Source organism: Prevotella sp. KH2C16 (genome assembly GCF_900113305.1).
GTDB lineage: Bacteria > Bacteroidota > Bacteroidia > Bacteroidales > Bacteroidaceae > Prevotella.
Genome location: NZ_FOOW01000003.1, coordinates 1 through 19,117, shown reverse-complemented (window position 1 = coordinate 19,117; position 19,117 = coordinate 1). Strand labels below are relative to the sequence as shown.

Here is a 19,117-nt window from a genome sequence, read left to right as displayed (position 1 = left end):
CGAATGCCCGCGGCGCAATTACAAACGGCTTGTAACAGAATTACCAGCCGCTGGTAACGGTGTTACAAGCTGCTTGTAATACCATTGCCAACGACTGGTAATCTATTTAGAAATATCCCGTAACTATACTTGAAACGACAGCTTACTTGAAGGTAAGCTCTTCCTTGTTGGGATTCTTGCCGATGGATATCGTGTCCCCGGGCTTGAGCTCGCCTGAGAGGATGAGTTCCGAGAGTCCGTCTTCGATATAGTTCTGAATGGCTCTCTTCAACGGACGGGCTCCAAACTGCACATCATAGCCCTTTGAGGCCACGAATTCCTTCGCCTTGTCAGTAATCTGGAGATGATAGCCCATTTCCTCAACTCGCTTGAAGAGATCCCTCAAGTCGACATCTATAATCTGCTTGATGGCATTGATATCCAGCTGGTCGAAGGTAATAATCTCATCGAGACGATTGAGAAACTCCGGTGCAAACTGCTTACTCAGGCTCTTCTGGATGATGGAGCGGGCATATTGCTTGTCCTCCTCGTTGACACTAAGACCGGTGGAACCGCTCGCATTGAATCCGATTCCATGCCCGAATTCTTTCAGTTGGCGGGTTCCTGCGTTTGAGGTCATGATGATAACCGTGTTGCGGAAGTCAATTAAACGACCGTTTCCGTCGGTGAGACGACCTTCGTCGAGCACCTGCAGCAAGAGGTTGAACACATTTCCGTGTGCTTTCTCAATCTCATCAAGGAGCACGATGGAGTAGGGATGGCGGCGAACTCTTTCCGTAAGCTGGCCTCCCTCTTCATATCCGACATATCCCGGAGGTGCTCCGATGAGCCTCGAGACATTGAAGCTCTCTGTATACTCGCTCATATCAATGCGGATGAGAGCGTCAGGAGAACCGAACATGAACTCTGCAAGCTTTTTTGCGAGGTAGGTTTTTCCGACTCCCGTGGGGCCCAGAAACATGAAAGCGCCGATGGGATGATTCGGTTCTTTCAGTCCCACACGATTGCGCTGAATAGCCTTAACCATCTTGTCGATGGCCGTGTCTTGAGCTATCACGGCTTTCTTAAGCTCATCGGCCATGCCCTTCAGACGGATTCCTTCGGCTTGTGCCATTTTCTGAACAGGCACGCCGGTCATCATCGAGACGACATCAGCAACTTCCTTGTCCGTGATTTCAACACGATTAGCCGTATCTCCGTTTTTCCATTGCTGCTGCAGTTCGGCCAATTCGGCCTCGGATTCAAGCTGTTTGTCGCGGAAGCCCGCCGCAAGTTCGAAGTTCTGATTCTTTACAGCTTGCTGCTTTTTCTGTTTCAAATCCTCTATTTGCTTCTCCTTCTCCGTAATTTCCGGTGGAATAACGGCATTCTGGAGGTGTATCCTGGAGCCGACCTCGTCCATTGCGTCGATGGCCTTATCGGGGAAGAAGCGGTCGTTGACATATCGGTCTGTAAGCTTCACGCAGGCTTGCAACGCCTCGTCCGTATAGCTCACATGATGATGACCCTCATAGCGGTCTTTGATGTTGCGGAGTATCTGTAAGGTTTCTTCGGCCGTAGCAGGCTCTACGAGCACCTTTTGAAACCGCCTCTCCAGAGCTCCGTCTCTCTCTATGGAATTGCGGTATTCGTCCAAAGTAGTCGCGCCGATGCATTGGATGGTTCCCCGTGCCAATGCCGGCTTCATGATGTTGGCGGCATCCATGCTGCCCGGAGTGCTTCCCGCACCGATCAAAGTGTGAATCTCGTCGATAAAGATGATAATGTCAGGATTCTGTTCCAGCTCTTTGAGCAGGGCACGAATGCGCTCTTCGAACTGGCCACGATACTTGGTTCCCGCAACGATGGCGGTCATGTCGAGGCTGACCAACCGCTTATTGAACAAGGCTGGAGAAGTCTTCTTCTTGGCTATAAGCTGAGCCAGTCCCTCTACGATGGCACTCTTGCCGACTCCTGGCTCACCAATGAGAATCGGATTGTTCTTCTTCCGACGGCCGATAATCTCAATGACCCGTTGAATCTCTTTCTCGCGGCCCACCACAGGGTCGAGTTTATCTTGCTCGGCAGCCAGCGTGAGATCGGTAGAAAAGTTGTCCAATACAGGGGTCTTGCCATTTTGTCGGCCTGTTTGTGTGACAGTTTGTCGCTGTTGGGTCTTGCCGTTATCGGCAGATCTATCGTCTTCGTCCATCTCGTCATCGTCCGGCAAGCCAATTCCGTCATGAGTGCTCGTCTGCTTTTGCAGATACGCAAGGGTGTCCTCGTAGTTTATATTGTTGAACTCAAGTATTTCCTTTGCACCGTTATTTACCTGATCATGCAGGATTGCAAGGAGAAGGTGGTGGACATCCACCATCTGGGTATGCTGTACCCGGGCCTCCAAGACGGCCAGTTTAAGAATGTTGCTGGCCTTTTCGTTAAGCACAAGCTCCGCTGTAACAATAGGCTCGTTAATCTCGTCCTCGCGCACGCGCAACTCGAGCTCTGTCTTGACCGACTGAACATTTACATTCATGCAGGCGAAGAGGCCGGGGATGATACCTGTTCTTTCTCTCAGAATTCCGAGCAGCAGATGTTCCGGCCCGACTGACCGACTGGCCAATCTTGTTGCCTCTTCACGCGAAAACGCAAGGATTTCGGAAACTTTAGGTGAAAATTGACTGGTCATATCTCTCTTTTATCCTTTCTTTTTATGATATCGTTATTGCAAATATAATTATTTCCTGAATAATATAGGCAAAAGTTGTGCCAAAAATAACTAAAAAGCAAAGGCAACCGGGATATCCCGATTGCCTTTGCCTGTGTACACCCTTAGGGATTCGAACCCTAGACCCACTGATTAAGAGTCAGTTGCTCTACCAACTGAGCTAAGGGTGCTCGTAATGGTCTTGTGTCTTGACAGTTGTGGTACACCCTTAGGGATTCGAACCCTAGACCCACTGATTAAGAGTCAGTTGCTCTACCAACTGAGCTAAGGGTGCATTCTGTCGTTGTTCCTCGAAACGCAGTTTCCGAATTGCGTGTGCAAAGGTACTACTATTTGAGAGAACTACCAAATATTTCCCCGTTTTTTTTGAATTTATTTTTTATCGTAAAATGTTCTTCTGATAGTTGCTACATTATATTATATAGACGCATGAATCATGCTGTGAGATAGGTGGAACCTTGTTGAATGAGAATGGAAAAATTCCATAAAAGAATGGCGGGAAAGAAAAAAATATCTGGTTTTGTTTTTTACTACAGAAAAAAATAGCTATCTTTGCAACCGCATTCGCCGATATGGCTCAGTTGGTAGAGCAACGCATTCGTAATGCGTAGGTCCCGGGTTCGAGTCCCGGTATCGGCTCTGAAGGTCGGCTTAAACACACGGCATATTCGCGGAATTAGCACATCGGTAGTGCACGGGCTTCCCAAGCCTGGGAGGCGGGTTCGACTCCCGTATTCCGCTCAACACCCTGAAACCACGATAAACAAAGGGACTACAGAAAACCACGACAACCGACAGGTACAAACAAAACAACCAATACACTTTGCACACATACGCATTATTGCCGCTTTTCGGCACTTATTAGTATGCAAAAATGCAAGTAAAAACGCAAGCAGCTCATGAAAATGCAAGTATATGTGGACGGCTCGAGAAAGAACGGACACGGAGAATACGGCGTATACATATCCGTCAACCACAACGGCAAGCGGTTCTATGTCAATACGGGACTGTCGTCGCCGACGAAGTTCAGCGGTACCGCCTTCCCGAATAGCATACCGAACAGTCAGGCGAAGACATCACGCCTGATGGCGATATGGCTGAAGATTGAGGAGATAGGACTGCGGAACCCTGACCTGCCACCGCACATGATGAAGGAATACATCCTCGCCGAGATACACGGAAGGCCGCGCACGAAGAGGCTAACGGACTATATACAGGAGTTCGGGAATACACGCACGGCACCAGGTACGCGAGACCTGTACAAGCAGACGGCACGGAAGGTAGGGAGGTTCGACGCGACGGCGACATTCAATAGCGTGGATGCCGACTGGCTCGCACGGCTAGAACAGTACTGCCGGACGACAGGCATGCACACGAACGGCATATCAATAGTGCTGCGGAACATACGGGCGGTATTCAACTGGGCGATAGACAAGGAACTGACGACACGGTACCCGTTCCGACACTATCGCATAAAGACGGAGACAACACGGAAGAGGGCACTTACGCCGGAACAGTTTGCCACGCTGCGCGACTACCCGTGCGAGCCGTGGCAGGTACAGTACCGCGACATCTTCGTGCTGATGGTGTACCTCATCGGCATCAACGGGGCAGACCTGCTACAGCTCAGGGGACTGACGGACGGACGCTGCGTATACCACCGACAGAAGACGGGACGCCTCTATGACATCGCCGTACAGCCGGAAGCAAAGGAGATAATAGACAGATACAAGGGACGGCACTGGCTGCTGGCATGCCTCGACGACGGAAGACAGTACCGCACATACATGCACCAGATGGACGAAGCCCTGAAGAAAATCGGACCGGCACGGATAATCAAGGACAAGTGCGGGAAGATGAGGAAGGTGGAAAGGTCGCCGCTGTTCCCGGAGCTCACGACATACTGGGCACGGCATACATGGGCGACGACGGCGGCAAAGCTGGACATACCGCGGGATACCATAGCAAAGGCTCTCGGACACGCGGACAGCATGACCGCGGACATCTATATCGACTTCGACAACAAAAAAATCGACGAGGCCAACAGGAAGGTGATAGACTATCTCAACGGCGTGAGGGGACAGACCCCATAGGCCCAGGATTCTGCGGGCGGCACGCCCGAAACCGCGTGGAACTGTTGCTTTCGCGCACGGGGCTATTTTGGGGGTGGATTTTGTTAACGGACACGGCTATCCCTGCCCGCCCTGACTGGAGATGTCGTCCTCGTCCTGGTTGTTGCTGCCGTTCACGGTGTTGCCCGGCTGCTGCTGCGCCTGCGTGGCTCCGAGCGGCCGGTCTATGGGCACGAGGTTGGACTGGATGAATGCCTGATTACCGGCCTCGACTGGCTCGAGGTCGAGCTGGCGGCGTATGTCGTTCGTGGTGAACACGCCGAGCTGGAAGAGCTTCGTGTAATATTCCGCGAGGGCGTTCTTGTCCGTCCTGATGAGGGACGAGGTATCGAAGCGCACATCATAGAGGAACCGTTCGGAAGGGACGAAGACCTTGCGCTCGAACTCGAGCTCTATCTTCTCGAGAAGGGGCTGCAGGGTGTCGGTGAGAAACGCCAGCTGCGTGGCCTCGATGGTGGAATAGCTCGACTTGCTGAGGTCGTAGGCCTTCACGGGCGACACGCCGAAGAAGCGGCAGATGTCTTCTACATTGTACTTGCGCGTCTCGAGGAGCTGCGCGTCGGCGGGGTTCACGGTGATGGGCTTGAAGTCCATGTCCGCCTCCATGATGGCGACGCCGTTCGGGTGTCCGGTGTTCGGGTCGAAGTTCTGATACCACGAGGCGAGGAAGTCCTTCTTCTGCTTCTGCGTCAGCACGCTGTTCACGGTAACGACGCCGGAGAGGTTCGCACCGCCCTTGAAGAACCCCTTCGCATGGTTCTCGGAATCGACTGCAAGCTCTATGGCCTGCGCGGCATAGCTGATGGTGCTCATGCCATGCTCGCCGTCGGTGCTGAAGTTGATCAGGTGAATCATGTTGTCGGGCTCTATCCACCCGTAGGCGGGATGGCCGTACGCCATGATGTGCCCGTGCTCGTCGTCGATGACGGTAACCGTCCCGGGCTTCAGGAACTCGAGACCTATAGCGTTGCCCGCATCGTCCCTGCTGATATAGATATACGCGTTGCCCTTGAGTATCATCGCCGACACGGCAGCCTTCATCATCATGTACCGGGACATGCGGCGGTTCGGCTCCTTGGCGATGAGGTAGTAGGCCGGGTGGTCGTAGGCGTTACGCTTGTATCCGTTACTGTTTACCCTCATAATCTCTATAGGCAGCTGTGCCACCGCATCGCTGATGCAGTCCACGCACCTGTATACCGTTGACAGCTGGAGGCTCCTGTTCTCGGTGAACGCCCCCAGCATTCCGTTCGTGAAGGACACCGTGGTGGTGCCGTCGCTGCTCCTGTTCTCTGACTTGCGGCTGAATAGCCTCTTGAAAATATTCGGCATGGTCTTTTTCTATAATACACGATTCGCTATATTATGATTTTCTGTTTTCTTTACACCGTCGCCCTTACCATATCTACCCCCCTATATATATATTAAGCTGCCCCCCTCTATCTATTTATAGATAGATAGAGGGGGGCGATAAGTATAGTATATATATATATAGGGGGGGGGTGGTAAGATGGTAGTTTTCCATGGTTAAAAATATTTTACAAATGGAAAATAGGTTTTTTTGGTGTCCCCAAATTGTCCCAAAAGGAAAATTATAGGGTAAGAGGCTGACCGTAGCCTCTTTGTCTCGAAAAAAGAAATACCTGTGAGTGCGGATGTACATCGCTGCCATGGGGCGCACCCGTCATGTCGTCAGCAGCGGCCCGACATGGCGCGGGTTGAGGAGCATGCAGCCGAGTGCCTCGATAATGGCGATGACACCGTCAATCTTCTTCTTGTTGACATCCTTTATCGGCTTGACATTGCCGTTCCAGTCGCTCTTGAGCTCCACATTGCGGAAGCAGAAGCGGTTGATTTCGTTGTCGTCGAGGATGATGTCGCCCTTCAGCATCAGCCTCTCGAGCTCCCGCGTCGGCCTGTTGAAGTTGCCGAGGGTCTGGGGATACTCCTCGAGCGGCATGCCGAGGTTCGTGCAGTCTATCGCCCACTGGGTGGCGTTCCACTTGTCATAGCCTATCTTCACGATCGTTACGAACTGATTGTGGCGGATGATGTCCTGCGTGATGTAGTCGTAGTCGGTAACATTGCCGGGTGTAACATGCAGCTCGTGGAGCTGGTGCCACAGCCGGTACTTGTCCTTGTCGGTCTTGGTCTCGAGGGCTTCCTGCGGACAGTAGTAGTCGACATACACATAGTACTTCCCGTCGTGGATGATGAGGTATGCGACGGCGGTGAGGTCGCTGACGGCGGAGAGGTCTACGCCGACATAGCACAGGTCTTCGTCCGGATTGAATTCCGTCCAGTCTATGGGACGGGAGCACTTTATAATCTTCGACTCAGGTATCCAGACCTTCGCGGTGTCGCACCAGATGTTCAGGTTCTTGGTCTTGACATTGACCTCCTCGCGCGGCGAGTTCACGGCGGTGTTGACCTCGGCGCGCAGCCACTCCCTGGTAACGGTAACATCGAGGTTGGGCGCGCACTTTATCCAGTTCGCCTCGTCGCGCCAGTCGTCGTCCTCGTCCATCTCGTAGATGGCGACGAAGAAGTCGTCGTCATTCTTCAGTCTGTTGAGCACCTCCACGCCGTATGTCCGCAGCTCGTAGCACGGCAGCGACTTGTCGAATCCCGCCGTGGTGATGGTGCACAGGTGCGGGTTCGTGCGCATGCCCATGGACGACTTGATGACATCGCGCACCGAGGAGTCCGGCGCGGAGTGGTATTCGTCGATGACGCCGAACGAGGCGTTGTATCCGTCGAGGGTGGAGTCGTCTGAGGCGAAGACATTCATGATGCTGTCGGTGGAGTCGAAGCGGATGGTGTCGCGGTAGGGGAGCAGCATCTTCTTCTCCGGGTCTATGCTCTTGCAGAACATCTTGGAGTGGCGAAAGGCTATCTTCGCCTGTTCTTTTGAATTTGCGGCGAGGTCTACCTCCGCGGCATCCTCGCCGTCGGCGATGAGAAAGTACAGCGACAGGGCGGCGAGCATGGCGGTCTTCCCCTGTTTCCTGCACATCTCGATATACGACTGCGTGTACTTCCGCGTCCCCGTGGATTTTTTATACAGCCCAACGATGTTCGCCACGACCCACTGCTGCCACGGCTGCATGACGAACGGCTTCCCCGAGAACTTGCCCGTGGTGTGCCTGAGCAGGCCGATGAAGGCGATGCACCTGTCCACCTCGCTCCGCCTGAAGACGAGGTCTTTCCGCTTCATGTCGTCGAGGAACCGCCGGCACGCCAGCTTGATGAGCGTCCCGGCGGGCTGTTTCCCCGAGACGACATCCCTTGCGTATGCTATGTACGGACGCGCCTTCGCCATTACTTGTCCATGAACTGCTCGAGGGGCGACTTCTTCATGCTCGCCGCCATGCCGCCGAGCTCCTTGCGCGCCTTAGCCATCAGGCCGTATTCCTTCATCACCTTCACGCACATCGTCTCCGCCTGGTTCATGATGAATATCTTCGGATTGGCGATGAGCTTCTGCTTGTCGTCGTATACCATCAGCCCCTCGACATTGACGGCGGCGGCCGCACAATAGAACACATCGAGCTGCCGTGCCAGCATGTGCAGGCTGGCATCGTCGATTCTTGAGTACTTTCCGTTGGCTTCGAGATAGCCCACCACATCCGTCATGTATGCTATGACCGGCTCGCTGAGGCCGCGTGGCATATCAAACAGCGTCTTTTTCTTTTGCATGTAAATGTATTTTCGTGTGGCACTCCTTACAGAGCGCCACGAGGTTATCCGGATTATAGGCGACGGCGAGCATCTGCATGCCGTCGAAAGCGGTGAAGGACACCCTGTGGTGCACATCGACGGCGGGGACGGTAAGCCCCCGCTGCATGCACTGCTCGCACAGGGGATGGCGCAGCAGGTAGGCCGCGCTCATCCGCCTCCACCGCGCCGAGGCGTACACCTTCCGTCTCTTCCGCCGCTTAATGTCGGCGAGCTCCCTTTCTCTTCGCCCTTCTCTTGGCGTGTGTCTCCTGATATACGGCATCCTTTATTTTTTTTATGAAATCCTCTTCCATCTCTCCTGAACACTCTTCTGCGTACGGCTCTTGGTCGTCTGGGATGTCCGGCGTGCCGGTGCAGAAGGCACCGTGCGCGGCACTCCTCCTGAGGAAGTGGAAGCGCATGCGGAACTCCCGCACGAAGTCGCGGGTATGACTGGGATGGGCGGCCATCCACAGGTAGGTGTCCTGAAAGATGTCCGCGTCCATGTCCGCCAGATAGGCGAGCTCCCTGTAGTGCTGCGTCATCAGTTCGGCGCATCGCTCATCTCCTCGTCTTGTCATACCGGTCGCACAAGTCCTTGGCGGCATACCTGATGACGGCGGAGGCCGAGCACCCCGTCTTCCGGCTAATCTCTTCCACGAGCCGCGCCTCGTGCGGGTCGAGCATGGTCTGATAGGTCTTCTTCATATCCGCGTATTTTTCGTATCCTACTGCAAATATAGTAAAATTATTTAGATTCTGTCTAAATAAGGATAAAAATTTTATCGTAAATCTTTTATTTCAAGCGATTTATGGGAAATATATGCGGTTTCCTAATATAGACGACCGTGTATTATAAGAAAAGGCATATGGAAACTACGAAGATAGAGAAGAGATACTGCGGCGTCCCCCTTGAGGTACGCGCCGCCGAGGGCTCCGAGGAGAGCCGTACCATCACCGGATATGCCGCCGTCTTCGACAGCGACTCCGTAGACATGGGATTTACCGAGCGGCTTGCGAGCGGCTGTTTCGACGGCGTGATAGAGCGGTCGGATGTGGTCGCGCTGTACAACCACAGCGAGGAACCGGGCGTGCTGGCACGGTCGGTGAACGGCGACGGGACGCTGCGGCTCACCGTCGACGACAAAGGCCTGCGCTGTGAGTTCGACGCCCCGCACACCCGTCTCGGCGACGACATGCTGGAATCCGTGCGCCGCGGCGACATCCGCGGGATGTCCTTTGCGTTTACGGTGTCCAAGGATACCTGGGAACATACCGACGACGACCGCTATGTCCGCACCATCGACCAAGTGGAGCAGCTGTATGATGTATCGCTGGTGGTAACACCGGCATACGACGCCACCTCGGTGGAGGTGAACAAGCTGGAAGGTCTGAAGGCGGTGAACCCGCCCGCCGCCCCTGACGAGGCATACTACGAGAATTTGAAAAAAAATATTTACTAATCAATCACGAAAAAAAATGACTACACTTGAAATGAAAGAAAAGCGCGCAGCCGCCCAGAAGAAGATGGAGGAGCTGCTTAATGGCGCGAAGAAGGAAAGCAGGGCCCTGAACGCCGACGAGACCGCCGAGTTCGAGAGCCTGAAGGAAGAGGTCCGCATGTGGACCGACAGGATAGACCAGCTCGAGGACTTCCTCTCGAAGCAGAAGCCTCAGAAGAAGACCTCCCGCAAGTTCTCTTATGTGCAGGCCATCCGCTCGCTCGTCGAGAACCGTGAGTTCGAAGCCCCGGAGGCAGAGGTCTCCAAGGTCGGCGCACGGTCTTCCGTACGCACCGGCGAGGGTCGCTCGCTGTTCATTCCCATGGAGAAGCGCGCCGCCCTTCAGGCCACGCTCGCGGAGCAGGGCATCGAGGATGTTGCAACCGACCTTCTCGACCTCGTAACTCCGCTGGAGAACGAGCTCATCGCAGCCCGTGCGGGTGCTACATTCCTCGCCGGCCTTCAGGGCAACATCGACATCCCGTTCTACACCGGCACCACCGCCGGATGGGCAGGCGAGGTGGAGGCTGCTGCCGACGGCTCGGGCAAGTTCAAGAAGAAGACCCTGTCGCCGAAACGCATCACGGGGTATGTAGACCTCAGTCGCCAGCTGCTCATCCAGAGCAACGACAGCATAGAGGCGTACATCCAGAGCTCCCTCGTGGAGGCCGTACGGCAGACCCTCGAGGGTACCATGTTCAGCGCGGACGACGCTGCGGACAACAAGCCCGCCGGTCTGCTCAACGGCGTGGTGGCACAGACGGCAGCACCTACCTACGGGCTGCTCGTGGACGCAGAGACCGTGCTCTACAAGAACAACTTCAGGAGCCTGAATTGGGTCGGTGCCTATGACGCCCTCGGCATCCTGAAGAAAACCGAGAAGGTGGCCGGACAACCCGTATACCTCTACGAGGGCGGCCTCATCGACGGCAGACCCGTCTACGGCAGCAACAATGTCGCATCGAAAGGTCTCATCCTCGGCGACTTTTCCGAGCTGACCATCGGCCAGTGGGGCGGCATAGAGGTTACCGTCGACCCGTACACTCAGGCTTTGAACGGCACAGTACGCCTCATCGTCAACGCCTACTTCGACTACTTCGTACGCCGCGGCTACGACAAGAAGGGCGACGGCATCGTACCTTTCGAGAAAATCATCCTGAAATGACTCTGAACCTCTCGATACTGAAGAAGCATCTCAACATCCCAGCGGACTACGCGGAGGATGACGAGTACCTGGTCCACCTCGGAGCGGTGGCGGAGGCATACGCCGCCACCCTCCTTGAGCTGGACGGTACGGATGCCGCCACGGTCGCGAGGAGGGAGGAGATACTGGAGAAGCCTCAGGTGAAGGAGGGGCTCCTGCTGCTCGTCGGCACGCTTTACAACAACAGGGAGAGCGAGGTCTACGCGAACACACAGGAGACCAAGGCCTTCCGGAGGCTGATATACCAATACAAGCCCTGGTCAGTATGAACAGCGGAGAATTGCGTGAGGAGGTCGTCCTGCTGCGTGCCGTCAGCACGCGGAACGAGTTCGGCGAGGAGGAGCATGACTACGAAGAGGTCATGCGCCTGCGCATGAAGGTCGACGCCCTGCGCGGCGCGAAGAGCGAGGAACGGCATGAAATCGTGCAGACCTACGAGGCGACATTCTATTGCTACTACTTCATGAGGCCGAGGATAGACGAGACCTTCCTGCTGCGGTGGGACGGTCATCTGTACGCCATCACATCCATCGCGGGGAACCCGCGGCGGAACGAGCTTGCAATCAATGTCAGAAGAGTGAACGAATAATGGCACAGGAGAACAGGATTACCGTCAACAACCATGCAGTGAAGGTCGAGATTAAGGACACCATCTCGCCCACGCTCCGGCAGATAGGATACCTCGACATCAAGGCCGACATAGCCCCCGCCATGCGCGGCGCGATGACCTTCGTCGAGAACGCCGTGCGGCGCAATGTCGCTGACCGGGACCCGTACAACGGGAGCCTCACGCGTCTCGCCGTCCGCGGCGTGAAGTCGAAACCGTTTTCCTACGGCGTGGGCTTCACGACCTACCTCGACTCGCACATATGGCTGTATATCTTCAACGCCGGGAGCAAGGAGCGCAAGACCAAGGAAGGCCTGTACCGCGGCCGCATCTCCGGCCTGTTCTTCATGCAGGCCGCCAAGGCGGAGGTAGAGCCCGTCGTCTTCGACATGCTGCGTAACGCCATCTTCGAGCAGTTCGGTAAAAAGCTTGGACAATGAGAGTACAGAACATAGACATCGGGAAGGCCGTCCGCCGGCTGCTTGCAGACAGCACGGCGGTCAGCGAGGCCGTGAACGGGCGCATATACCCCATCATAGCCCCGGAGAACACGGAATTCCCGTACATCACATACACCTGCATGTCCCTAACCTCCGCCAGCGACAAGGACTCGTACTTCTACAGCCAGCGCGCCCAGATGGGCGTGGTGGTGTGCACGGACAAGTATGCGGGCGGAATCACCCTCGCCACGGATGTTCTCCGTGCGCTGGCGAAGCCCGACGGCGCGAGCGTCGAGGGCATCGACATCGACTCCATCGAGTTCGACTCGAAGACGGAGGACTACATCAACGGCACCTATGCACAGGCCTTGGTTTTTAATTTAAAAATAAGATAAAAAATGAGTTACAAGAAAGGAAAGAACCTGATGCTTTTTATCAATGGTAAGAGCATCGCAGCAGCTACCACCTGTACGAATTCGTTCAGCGCGAACACCACGGAGGTTACGAACAAGGATACGGCGGACGGGATGACGGACATCGAGGTAACGACGATTTCCGGAACCCTGCACACCGAGAACATGTTCACGGTCGGGGACTCCGTGAAGGGTCTCGGGTACTTCGACCTCTTCGACCTGATGAAGGCGAAGACGCCCATCGACTTCACCTATCAGGACGCGACGCCCACCGAGGACGGCGTGGCTCCCGCGAACGGGTGGGAGGAGAGCGCCGCCATAGACGACTACCTCTCCGGAAAGTGCTTCCTGACCTCGCTCGACACGAACGCCCCGAACGGCGAGACGGCGACCTTCACGGCCGACTTCACCATCACAGGGGATGTGAAGCACATCAAGAAGACGGGCGCGTAAGCCCGGAAACCATACCGGCATCCCCACGGGGTGCCGGTAACCTAAAGCCACGAAAGTATGAAAAAGACCATCAAGATAGACGGAAAGGAATACACCCTGAAGCACTGCATCCGCGCCCGAATCATCTTCGAGTCCATCACGGGGAAGATGTGGAACCTGAACACCATCACCGACCAGACCGTATACTTCTACAGCATGCTGATTGCCGGTTCCGGCGACGGCGTGCCCGGCTACGACCGCTTCCTTGACTGCCTTGACGAGGAGCCCGGGCTGTTCGTGCAGTACACGGAGTTCATGCAGTCGGCCATCGACGCGGAGCGCAGCCTCCTCGGCGACAAGAAGACGGAGGATTCCGGAAAAAACTAAGCTGGACTGAGGCCTATCAGGTGCTTGTCTGCGAGCTCGGCCTCAGTCCTGGATATGTCCTTGACGAGATGCAGGTCTACGAGATGCAGCCGCTCATAGACAAGGCGTATCTCCGGGACAGGGAGAGCTGGGAGCAGACCCGGCTCGTGTGCAACTACATACACAACGCCCTCTTCAAGGGCACCTTCAGGATGCGGTTCCCGTGGGACGAGGATGCAGACACCAGCGTGAGTGCTGACGAACGCCGCCGCCTGACGGAGGCCGCGAGGAACATGGAAAAGACTATATCTGGCAATGGATAAGGATGCAAGATTGAACATCAGCGCGAACGCGTCGGGCTTCAAGAAGGAGGTCAGCGACGCGGCGAGCCTCGCGGAGAGAAGCGCGCGGCAGGTCGCCGATGCCGTGAAGAGAACCGGCATGCCCGTGCGCCGCGAGCTCCGCCAGATACAGAACGCGATGTCGTCGATGCTCGCGAACGGCGTGAGCCCCACGGCGGACGAGTACCGCAAGCTGGCTGCGCGTGCCGGCCAGCTCCGCGACGCGATGGCGGATGTCGACGAGGAGATACGGGCACAGGCGAACGACACTCGCAATATGACGCTCGCCTTCGGAGCCTTCGGCGACGGCATCAGCCTTCTACAGGGCTACCAGAGCGCGATGAGCCTCTTCGGGGGCAGTAACGAGACGGCCGCCAAGGCCATCCAGAAGATGATGGCGGCGCAGCAGCTGCTCAATGTGGTGCAGAAGCTCGGCACCGACATCACCTCGAAATCGACGATTATCGGAAAGGGCTACCTGCTCGTCAAGAACGCCATCGCCGGTGCGGCGCATGCACAGGCGGCGGGGGAGGTGGTCGCCACGGTGGCCACGAACGGCCTCGCCAAGGCCACCAAGGGTGCCACGGCGGCACAGGTGGCACTCCGTGCGGTCTCCAAGGGCGGCGTCTGGGGCATCGCCGCGGCAGGCATCGCCGCCGTCGGCGTGGCCATATACAAGGCGTATCAGAGATACAAGACCGCGGAGGAGGAGGCCGCGAAGCATGCGGAGGCCATGCGGTCGCGTCTGGACAGCCTCAGCGAGGAGGTCGGCAAGGTTACCGGCAAGTACTTCGCCCTTCAGGCGCAGTACCGCGTCCTCCGGGACGAGCACTCCAAGACCGCTTGGATAAAGGAGAACCAGTCCGCCTTCAAGGAGCTGGGCATCCGCATCAACGACATCGCGGACGCCGAGCGCCTCTTCGTGAGCAACTCCGGGGCGGTCGTGAAAGCCCTCATAGACCGCTCCGTGGCAGCCGCCAAGGCCGCCCTTGCGCAGCAGAAGTACATGGACGCCCTGAAGGGAAAATCCGTGATTGCCGGGCAGGAGATAGGCGAGGAGTTTACCAAAGAGCAGCGTCGCGAGCTGTACGGCAAGGGCTACATCGGCCGCGAGCGCGGCAGTGAGACCGTGCACTGGACGGAAGAGGGTGCGCGTGCCCGCAACGCCTACCTGCTGGGCAAGGCTGAGCGCGACCTGCGCAAGGAGCTGCTGTCCATCACACGGGACCAGGTGGACGCGCAGAACCGCCTCGACAGCCTCTCCGGCAAGGAAATCAAGGCCGAAAAGAAGAAAACCAAGAAGGAAAAGGCGTCCGGGACGAAGAAGGACGCCACCGACAGTATACGCACCCTCGCCGAGGCCGACGCCCTCATAGAGAGCCTCAACGCGGCGATAGCCAAGACGCCCGACATCCACAAGAAGCTGAGCCTCGACAAGGAACTGAAGGAGGTGGAGGCGTTCCGCAAGCAGGTGCAGGGCATCATCGACGACAGCGCGTGGAAGCAGCGGCAGTCCGTCCTGAAGGATATGGGCGGCCTGCAGCCGTCCGACATCGGCACGCTCTCCGTGCCCGCTTTTGACCTGGGAAAGCTCAACGACATCACGGACGCCATCCGCGAGGAGACGAACCGGCAGGCGGAGGCATGGAACGACCTTCAGGAGTCCATCCGCGGCTTCAAGGACAACCTCGGCGGCGACGCCACGGCCATCACCGGCACATGGATAGCACTCGCCAAGACGATGAAGAGTAGCAGGGACACGCTGACGAACGCGGCATCCGGCCTCGTGGTGCTCGGCGACTCGCTGCGCCAGCTCGGGAGCAACGGCGCGATAGCCAAGGCGGGTGCCGTGATGGCTGCCATCGGCCAGATAATCCTCGGTTTTGCCTCGGCGTCGGCACAGGCCGCAGCTCATAACCCGTATGCTTGGCTGGCATTTCTCGGTGCAGGCCTTGCGGCGGCATCCGTCGCCATTTCCACCATCGAGAGCTTCAACACGGGCGGCGTCGTGCAGGGGTCGTCGTATACGGGCGACCATGTCCCGGCGATGCTCAACTCCGGCGAGATGGTGCTGACGACGGCGCAGTCGGCGAACCTGTTCCGCGCCATCAAGAGCAATGCCCTCGGCGGCGGCATCAACGGCGATGTGCGCTTCGAGATAGAGGGAACGAAGCTCGTCGGCGTGCTCAGGAACCAGAACTCTAAGACAGGAAAGATAAGATGATATACACCGGAGAATTCAGCGACATCCACGGCCGCTCGCGCTACAGGGTGGTGATTACCACGGAGACGGGCGACGGCATACAGGAGGTTACCCTCGGCGCGTCGCCGTTCTGTACGCGCATGGACGACGGCAAGGACACCATCTACGCGCCATGCAAGTGTACCGGTGCGACGGTGGAGATACGCGTCGGCGGCTACGCCTTTGATGTGTACTCCAAGCGGGCACAGGGCACGCGGGTGGAGCTCCTCCGCGGCGACGATGTCGTGTGGACGGGCTACGCCACGCCGAACCTGTACAGCATGCCGTATGTCCACGACCGGGAGACGATACAGGTGGAGTGCATAGACGGCCTCGCCACGCTGTCCTACATCAAGTACGAGTGCGAGGAGAAGCGCGTCGTGTCGTTTCTCGAGGTGCTCAACAGGGTGCTCTCGGCGTGCGGGTGCTACACCCGCTTCTACTTCCCCGACAACACGCAGCTGACGGGGAAGGATGCCACGGAACCCGTGCTGGAGCGGCTGTTCCTGTCGGAAAAGCTGTTTTTCAAAAAGAAAGAGGCCGGTAATGTCGACACCGATGTGGCGTGGACAGACCGCGAGGTTCTCGACGAGATATGCCGGTACATGGGCGTGTCGTGCACCGCCGTCGGGGACGAGGTGTACTTTCTCGATTACGACGCCATCGGGGCCGGGCAGAACACATATTACAGGTACGACATAGGCGCATTGTCAGGGCAGCGCGTTGAGGCGGCATTCAAGAAGGCCGTCTCCGGCACCGACTACTCGGGCACCGGGGCTACGCTCTCCATGACGGAGGTCTACAACAAGATTACCGTCAAGGACGACCTGTACACTTTCGAGGATGTCTTTCCGGACATGTTCGACAAGTCGCTCCTCGAGAACATTACGGCAGGCAGCGACACGCACCCCGACAGAGCCGTGGGGACGCGCGGCGACATCACCTACAAGGAGTTCGTGGAGTCGGACATCAGTCAGGGCGCGAACCGGGATAATGTGCACATGGAGTGCATGCTGGGACAGGAGGACGCGTTCGTGTTCTCCGTGTTCATGAAGTACTTCCGCAACCCGCTCATACGGACATACCTGTACCGATACGACACGACGCAGCGGAAGTTCGTCGAGTACTCCACGGACAGCCTCGACTACGGAAAATCCCAGGATGTCGTCGGCGCGTCGCTGATAATGTGCGAGTGCAAGAACATCGGGGCGGGTATCCTGTCCCTGTTTTCATTCCCGAAGATAAAGGAGATGTTCGAGAAGGCATACGGGCGCACGCTGACCTCTGCGGAGGTCTTCGACCTGATGCTCTCCGACTTTGGGCAGGGCAGCCCTAAGTCGTCGGTGTCCCTGTCCAACTTCATGATGCTCTCGCAGGTGGACTACGACGGGCACCTCGTCCGCGACGCCGTCAACGAGGACGGCGGCGGCCGCCTGAAGATGTTCTCGACGAACTACGACGCGGACAACACCGCCCTCTTCGGTGGCGAGAACGCGTACCTGGTCATCTCCGGGGATGTCATCGTCCACGAGGAGCACAAGGCGTTCTATCCCATCCCGGAGGGCGACTACGGCAAGCACTTCATCGCCTCCAACGACGACAAGTCGTATGCCTCCGAGGCCTATCTCGAGGCCGAGCTGAAATGGGGCGGGAAGTACTGGGACGGCGCACGGTGGTCGACCGCGCAGTCCACCTTCCGCATACCGTTCCTCCTTCAGGACGACCTCGTCCGCAATGTGTACTTCAAGGCGCACCAGATACCGAATACGGTTTCATGGCGGCTCGGTGCCGACGACGCGGGATATATGATACCGCTACCTGCCGACGGTCCCGTGATGAGCGGCATGCCGGAATTCACCCTGTACCACCTGCACAGGTTCTCACACGACTACAATGCCGAACATGTGTTTATCAAGGACTTCGCCATCAAGGCGGGCATCGCCGACCCCACCTACAGCAGGGACATGGACAGCGACACCGCCTATACCAACATCATCGCCGCCGATAATGTCGTGGAGCTGGAGGACATCTCCTTCAAGATATGCACATGGGACGACAAGAGCCCGAACTACTCGTGCGTGGCGTACTCTGACGGCTCGGATATGTATTTTCTTGACAAAACCTATAACAGGGCGTGCTATCAGGGTGAGCAGGAGTGGAGCGGCTCCGACGACGACGCGCCGGAAGCCTCATCGGGTCTCCGTCAGGAGGAGCACCTCGTATATCGGCTCAGCAACCAGTATGCCACGCCGTCCGTCAAGCTCTGCCTGTCCCTGCGTAACGACAACAAGCCGTACGGCCTGTATACCGACCCGCATCTGCCGGGGAGGAAGTTCATCGTCGACACCTATAGCGTCGACTACAAGAGGGATGTTCAGGACATCGTATTAATCGAGAAGAAATGAAGATAAGGAAGATAGACATACCGAAGGGCGCGACCTCGTCAATATCCGGGGTCTTCGTACAGGGTTCCGGCGGTGAGGTCGGTACGGTATCCACGGCGGAGTATGCCAAGGAGGCCGGTCGCGCCGCCACCGCCGACAGGGCGGACAAGGCGCGCAACCTCACGCAGGACTCGTCGGACTGGGACACCATCGATGGCAAGGATGCGGCGACGCTGGACGCTGCCGAGACCTATACCAACGACCATGCACTCCGCAAGGACATCCCCGACACGGCCCAGAGGCTGATAACCTTCCTGGAGGGCATCGCCCTCGGCAGCGAGGACGGGAAATACTACCTCGACGCGGACGGCTTCGCACGGCTCTTCCGTGTTGTGGCAAGCTCCGTAACGAGCAGCCGCTACACGGCTGGCGACGAGGGTCTGGGCTACTCCCTCTACGAGAGCGAGGACGGCACGGGCACGCTCGAGGTCGACAACCTCAAGGTACGCAGGCAGATGAGCATCGCCGAGCTCGAGGTCAGGAAGAAGACCTACACCTCCGGTAACCTCTCCCTGGGCAAGGCCGGCAACACGATATTCGCCGTGAAGTCCTTCAGGCAGGACGGCA

The 19,117-nt window shown here is 57.1% G+C and carries 20 protein-coding genes and 4 tRNA genes; 14 read left to right on the top strand and 10 right to left on the bottom strand.

Features of this window, described 5'->3' with window-relative positions; translation table 11 throughout:
- Positions 1–142: 142 nt before the first annotated feature.
- The 3 genes from BM114_RS02905 to BM114_RS02895 form a co-directional block, all read right to left on the bottom strand.
- Positions 143–2,668 (bottom strand): ATP-dependent Clp protease ATP-binding subunit, encoded by a 2,526-nt coding sequence (locus BM114_RS02905; RefSeq protein ID WP_092110232.1) that lies wholly within the window; start codon positions 2,666–2,668, stop codon positions 143–145.
- 136 nt (positions 2,669–2,804) lie between these two features.
- Positions 2,805–2,877 (bottom strand) — tRNA-Lys (locus BM114_RS02900).
- Between the two features lie 28 nt (positions 2,878–2,905).
- Positions 2,906–2,981: transfer RNA gene (locus BM114_RS02895), tRNA-Lys, on the bottom strand.
- A gap of 292 nt (positions 2,982–3,273) precedes the next feature.
- On the opposite strand from BM114_RS02895, the gene BM114_RS02890 reads away from it, so the two are divergent.
- From BM114_RS02890 to BM114_RS02880, 3 genes are all read left to right on the top strand, one after another.
- Positions 3,274–3,346, top strand: a tRNA-Thr gene (locus BM114_RS02890).
- A 31-nt stretch (positions 3,347–3,377) separates the two neighbouring features.
- Positions 3,378–3,448: transfer RNA gene (locus BM114_RS02885), tRNA-Gly, on the top strand.
- A gap of 158 nt (positions 3,449–3,606) precedes the next feature.
- Positions 3,607–4,800: a tyrosine-type recombinase/integrase gene (locus BM114_RS02880; protein ID WP_092110230.1), complete on the top strand. Its 1,194-nt coding sequence runs from the start codon at positions 3,607–3,609 to the stop codon at positions 4,798–4,800.
- 96 nt (positions 4,801–4,896) lie between these two features.
- On the opposite strand, the gene BM114_RS02875 is transcribed toward BM114_RS02880, so the two are convergent.
- The 6 genes from BM114_RS02875 to BM114_RS14265 all read right to left on the bottom strand — a co-directional run bounded on the left by BM114_RS02875 (position 4,897) and on the right by BM114_RS14265 (position 9,267).
- The gene (locus tag BM114_RS02875; protein ID WP_092110228.1) at positions 4,897–6,171 is read right to left on the bottom strand and encodes a phage portal protein; all 1,275 of its coding nucleotides are present in this window, start codon (positions 6,169–6,171) and stop codon (positions 4,897–4,899) included.
- Between the two features lie 352 nt (positions 6,172–6,523).
- Complete coding sequence (locus BM114_RS02870) at positions 6,524–8,161, bottom strand: terminase large subunit (protein WP_092110226.1); 1,638 nt, start codon at positions 8,159–8,161, stop codon at positions 6,524–6,526.
- On the bottom strand, positions 8,161–8,538 hold the full coding sequence (locus BM114_RS02865) for a P27 family phage terminase small subunit (protein WP_177207029.1): 378 nt from the start codon (positions 8,536–8,538) through the stop codon (positions 8,161–8,163). The genes BM114_RS02870 and BM114_RS02865 overlap by 1 nt, the downstream gene beginning before the upstream one ends.
- Positions 8,513–8,758, bottom strand: coding sequence for an HNH endonuclease (locus tag BM114_RS02860; RefSeq protein ID WP_177207028.1), 246 nt, complete (start codon positions 8,756–8,758; stop codon positions 8,513–8,515). The genes BM114_RS02865 and BM114_RS02860 overlap by 26 nt, the downstream gene beginning before the upstream one ends.
- Before the next feature lie 19 nt (positions 8,759–8,777).
- Positions 8,778–9,140 (bottom strand): hypothetical protein, encoded by a 363-nt coding sequence (locus BM114_RS02855; RefSeq protein WP_143089234.1) that lies wholly within the window; start codon positions 9,138–9,140, stop codon positions 8,778–8,780.
- Complete coding sequence (locus BM114_RS14265; RefSeq protein ID WP_177207027.1) at positions 9,121–9,267, bottom strand: hypothetical protein; 147 nt, start codon at positions 9,265–9,267, stop codon at positions 9,121–9,123. Before BM114_RS14265 ends, BM114_RS02855 begins: the two co-directional genes overlap by 20 nt.
- Before the next feature lie 161 nt (positions 9,268–9,428).
- On the opposite strand from BM114_RS14265, the gene BM114_RS02850 reads away from it, so the two are divergent.
- The 11 genes from BM114_RS02850 (at position 9,429) to BM114_RS02800 (ending at position 18,511) form a co-directional block, all read left to right on the top strand.
- A complete protein-coding gene (locus tag BM114_RS02850) occupies positions 9,429–10,022 on the top strand; it encodes an HK97 family phage prohead protease (RefSeq protein ID WP_092110601.1) in 594 nt (197 codons plus the stop codon).
- A gap of 16 nt (positions 10,023–10,038) precedes the next feature.
- The gene (locus tag BM114_RS02845) at positions 10,039–11,226 is read left to right on the top strand and encodes a phage major capsid protein (RefSeq protein WP_092110220.1); all 1,188 of its coding nucleotides are present in this window, start codon (positions 10,039–10,041) and stop codon (positions 11,224–11,226) included.
- Positions 11,223–11,534, top strand: coding sequence for a head-tail connector protein (locus BM114_RS02840; protein WP_092110218.1), 312 nt, complete (start codon positions 11,223–11,225; stop codon positions 11,532–11,534). Before BM114_RS02845 ends, BM114_RS02840 begins: the two co-directional genes overlap by 4 nt.
- On the top strand, positions 11,531–11,854 hold the full coding sequence (locus BM114_RS02835; RefSeq protein ID WP_092110216.1) for a phage head completion protein: 324 nt from the start codon (positions 11,531–11,533) through the stop codon (positions 11,852–11,854). The genes BM114_RS02840 and BM114_RS02835 overlap by 4 nt, the downstream gene beginning before the upstream one ends.
- The gene (locus BM114_RS02830; RefSeq protein ID WP_092110214.1) at positions 11,854–12,312 is read left to right on the top strand and encodes a hypothetical protein; all 459 of its coding nucleotides are present in this window, start codon (positions 11,854–11,856) and stop codon (positions 12,310–12,312) included. Before BM114_RS02835 ends, BM114_RS02830 begins: the two co-directional genes overlap by 1 nt.
- Complete coding sequence (locus BM114_RS02825; protein WP_092110212.1) at positions 12,309–12,707, top strand: tail completion protein gp17; 399 nt, start codon at positions 12,309–12,311, stop codon at positions 12,705–12,707. Before BM114_RS02830 ends, BM114_RS02825 begins: the two co-directional genes overlap by 4 nt.
- A gap of 3 nt (positions 12,708–12,710) precedes the next feature.
- A complete protein-coding gene (locus tag BM114_RS02820; protein WP_092110210.1) occupies positions 12,711–13,178 on the top strand; it encodes a hypothetical protein in 468 nt (155 codons plus the stop codon).
- Positions 13,179–13,235: 57 nt separating this feature from the next.
- Positions 13,236–13,544 carry a hypothetical protein gene (locus tag BM114_RS02815; RefSeq protein WP_092110208.1) on the top strand — a complete coding sequence of 103 codons (309 nt, stop codon included), beginning with the start codon at positions 13,236–13,238 and terminating at the stop codon, positions 13,542–13,544.
- Between the two features lie 20 nt (positions 13,545–13,564).
- Complete coding sequence (locus BM114_RS02810; protein WP_092110206.1) at positions 13,565–13,846, top strand: hypothetical protein; 282 nt, start codon at positions 13,565–13,567, stop codon at positions 13,844–13,846.
- A 103-nt stretch (positions 13,847–13,949) separates the two neighbouring features.
- The gene (locus tag BM114_RS02805) at positions 13,950–16,088 is read left to right on the top strand and encodes a hypothetical protein (protein WP_143089233.1); all 2,139 of its coding nucleotides are present in this window, start codon (positions 13,950–13,952) and stop codon (positions 16,086–16,088) included.
- Entirely contained in the window at positions 16,085–18,511 is a 2,427-nt protein-coding gene (locus BM114_RS02800) for a hypothetical protein (protein ID WP_092110202.1), read from the top strand. The genes BM114_RS02805 and BM114_RS02800 overlap by 4 nt, the downstream gene beginning before the upstream one ends.
- Positions 18,512–18,549: 38 nt before the next feature.
- Here the strand turns inward: BM114_RS02800 and BM114_RS14260 are convergent.
- Positions 18,550–19,117 (bottom strand): hypothetical protein (locus tag BM114_RS14260; protein WP_177207026.1); only part of this gene is annotated, 568 nt, incomplete at its 5' end.

Coding starts and splice junctions, on each gene's coding strand:
- BM114_RS02905 (WP_092110232.1), bottom strand. CDS start 2,668: ATGACCAGTCAATTTTCACCTAAAGTTTCCGAAATCCTTGCGTTTTCG.
- BM114_RS02880 (WP_092110230.1), top strand. CDS start 3,607: ATGAAAATGCAAGTATATGTGGACGGCTCGAGAAAGAACGGACACGGA.
- BM114_RS02875 (WP_092110228.1), bottom strand. CDS start 6,171: ATGCCGAATATTTTCAAGAGGCTATTCAGCCGCAAGTCAGAGAACAGG.
- BM114_RS02870 (WP_092110226.1), bottom strand. CDS start 8,161: ATGGCGAAGGCGCGTCCGTACATAGCATACGCAAGGGATGTCGTCTCG.
- BM114_RS02865 (WP_177207029.1), bottom strand. CDS start 8,538: ATGCAAAAGAAAAAGACGCTGTTTGATATGCCACGCGGCCTCAGCGAG.
- BM114_RS02855 (WP_143089234.1), bottom strand. CDS start 9,140: ATGACAAGACGAGGAGATGAGCGATGCGCCGAACTGATGACGCAGCAC.
- BM114_RS14265 (WP_177207027.1), bottom strand. CDS start 9,267: ATGAAGAAGACCTATCAGACCATGCTCGACCCGCACGAGGCGCGGCTC.
- BM114_RS02850 (WP_092110601.1), top strand. CDS start 9,429: ATGGAAACTACGAAGATAGAGAAGAGATACTGCGGCGTCCCCCTTGAG.
- BM114_RS02845 (WP_092110220.1), top strand. CDS start 10,039: ATGACTACACTTGAAATGAAAGAAAAGCGCGCAGCCGCCCAGAAGAAG.
- BM114_RS02840 (WP_092110218.1), top strand. CDS start 11,223: ATGACTCTGAACCTCTCGATACTGAAGAAGCATCTCAACATCCCAGCG.
- BM114_RS02835 (WP_092110216.1), top strand. CDS start 11,531: ATGAACAGCGGAGAATTGCGTGAGGAGGTCGTCCTGCTGCGTGCCGTC.
- BM114_RS02830 (WP_092110214.1), top strand. CDS start 11,854: ATGGCACAGGAGAACAGGATTACCGTCAACAACCATGCAGTGAAGGTC.
- BM114_RS02825 (WP_092110212.1), top strand. CDS start 12,309: ATGAGAGTACAGAACATAGACATCGGGAAGGCCGTCCGCCGGCTGCTT.
- BM114_RS02820 (WP_092110210.1), top strand. CDS start 12,711: ATGAGTTACAAGAAAGGAAAGAACCTGATGCTTTTTATCAATGGTAAG.
- BM114_RS02815 (WP_092110208.1), top strand. CDS start 13,236: ATGAAAAAGACCATCAAGATAGACGGAAAGGAATACACCCTGAAGCAC.
- BM114_RS02800 (WP_092110202.1), top strand. CDS start 16,085: ATGATATACACCGGAGAATTCAGCGACATCCACGGCCGCTCGCGCTAC.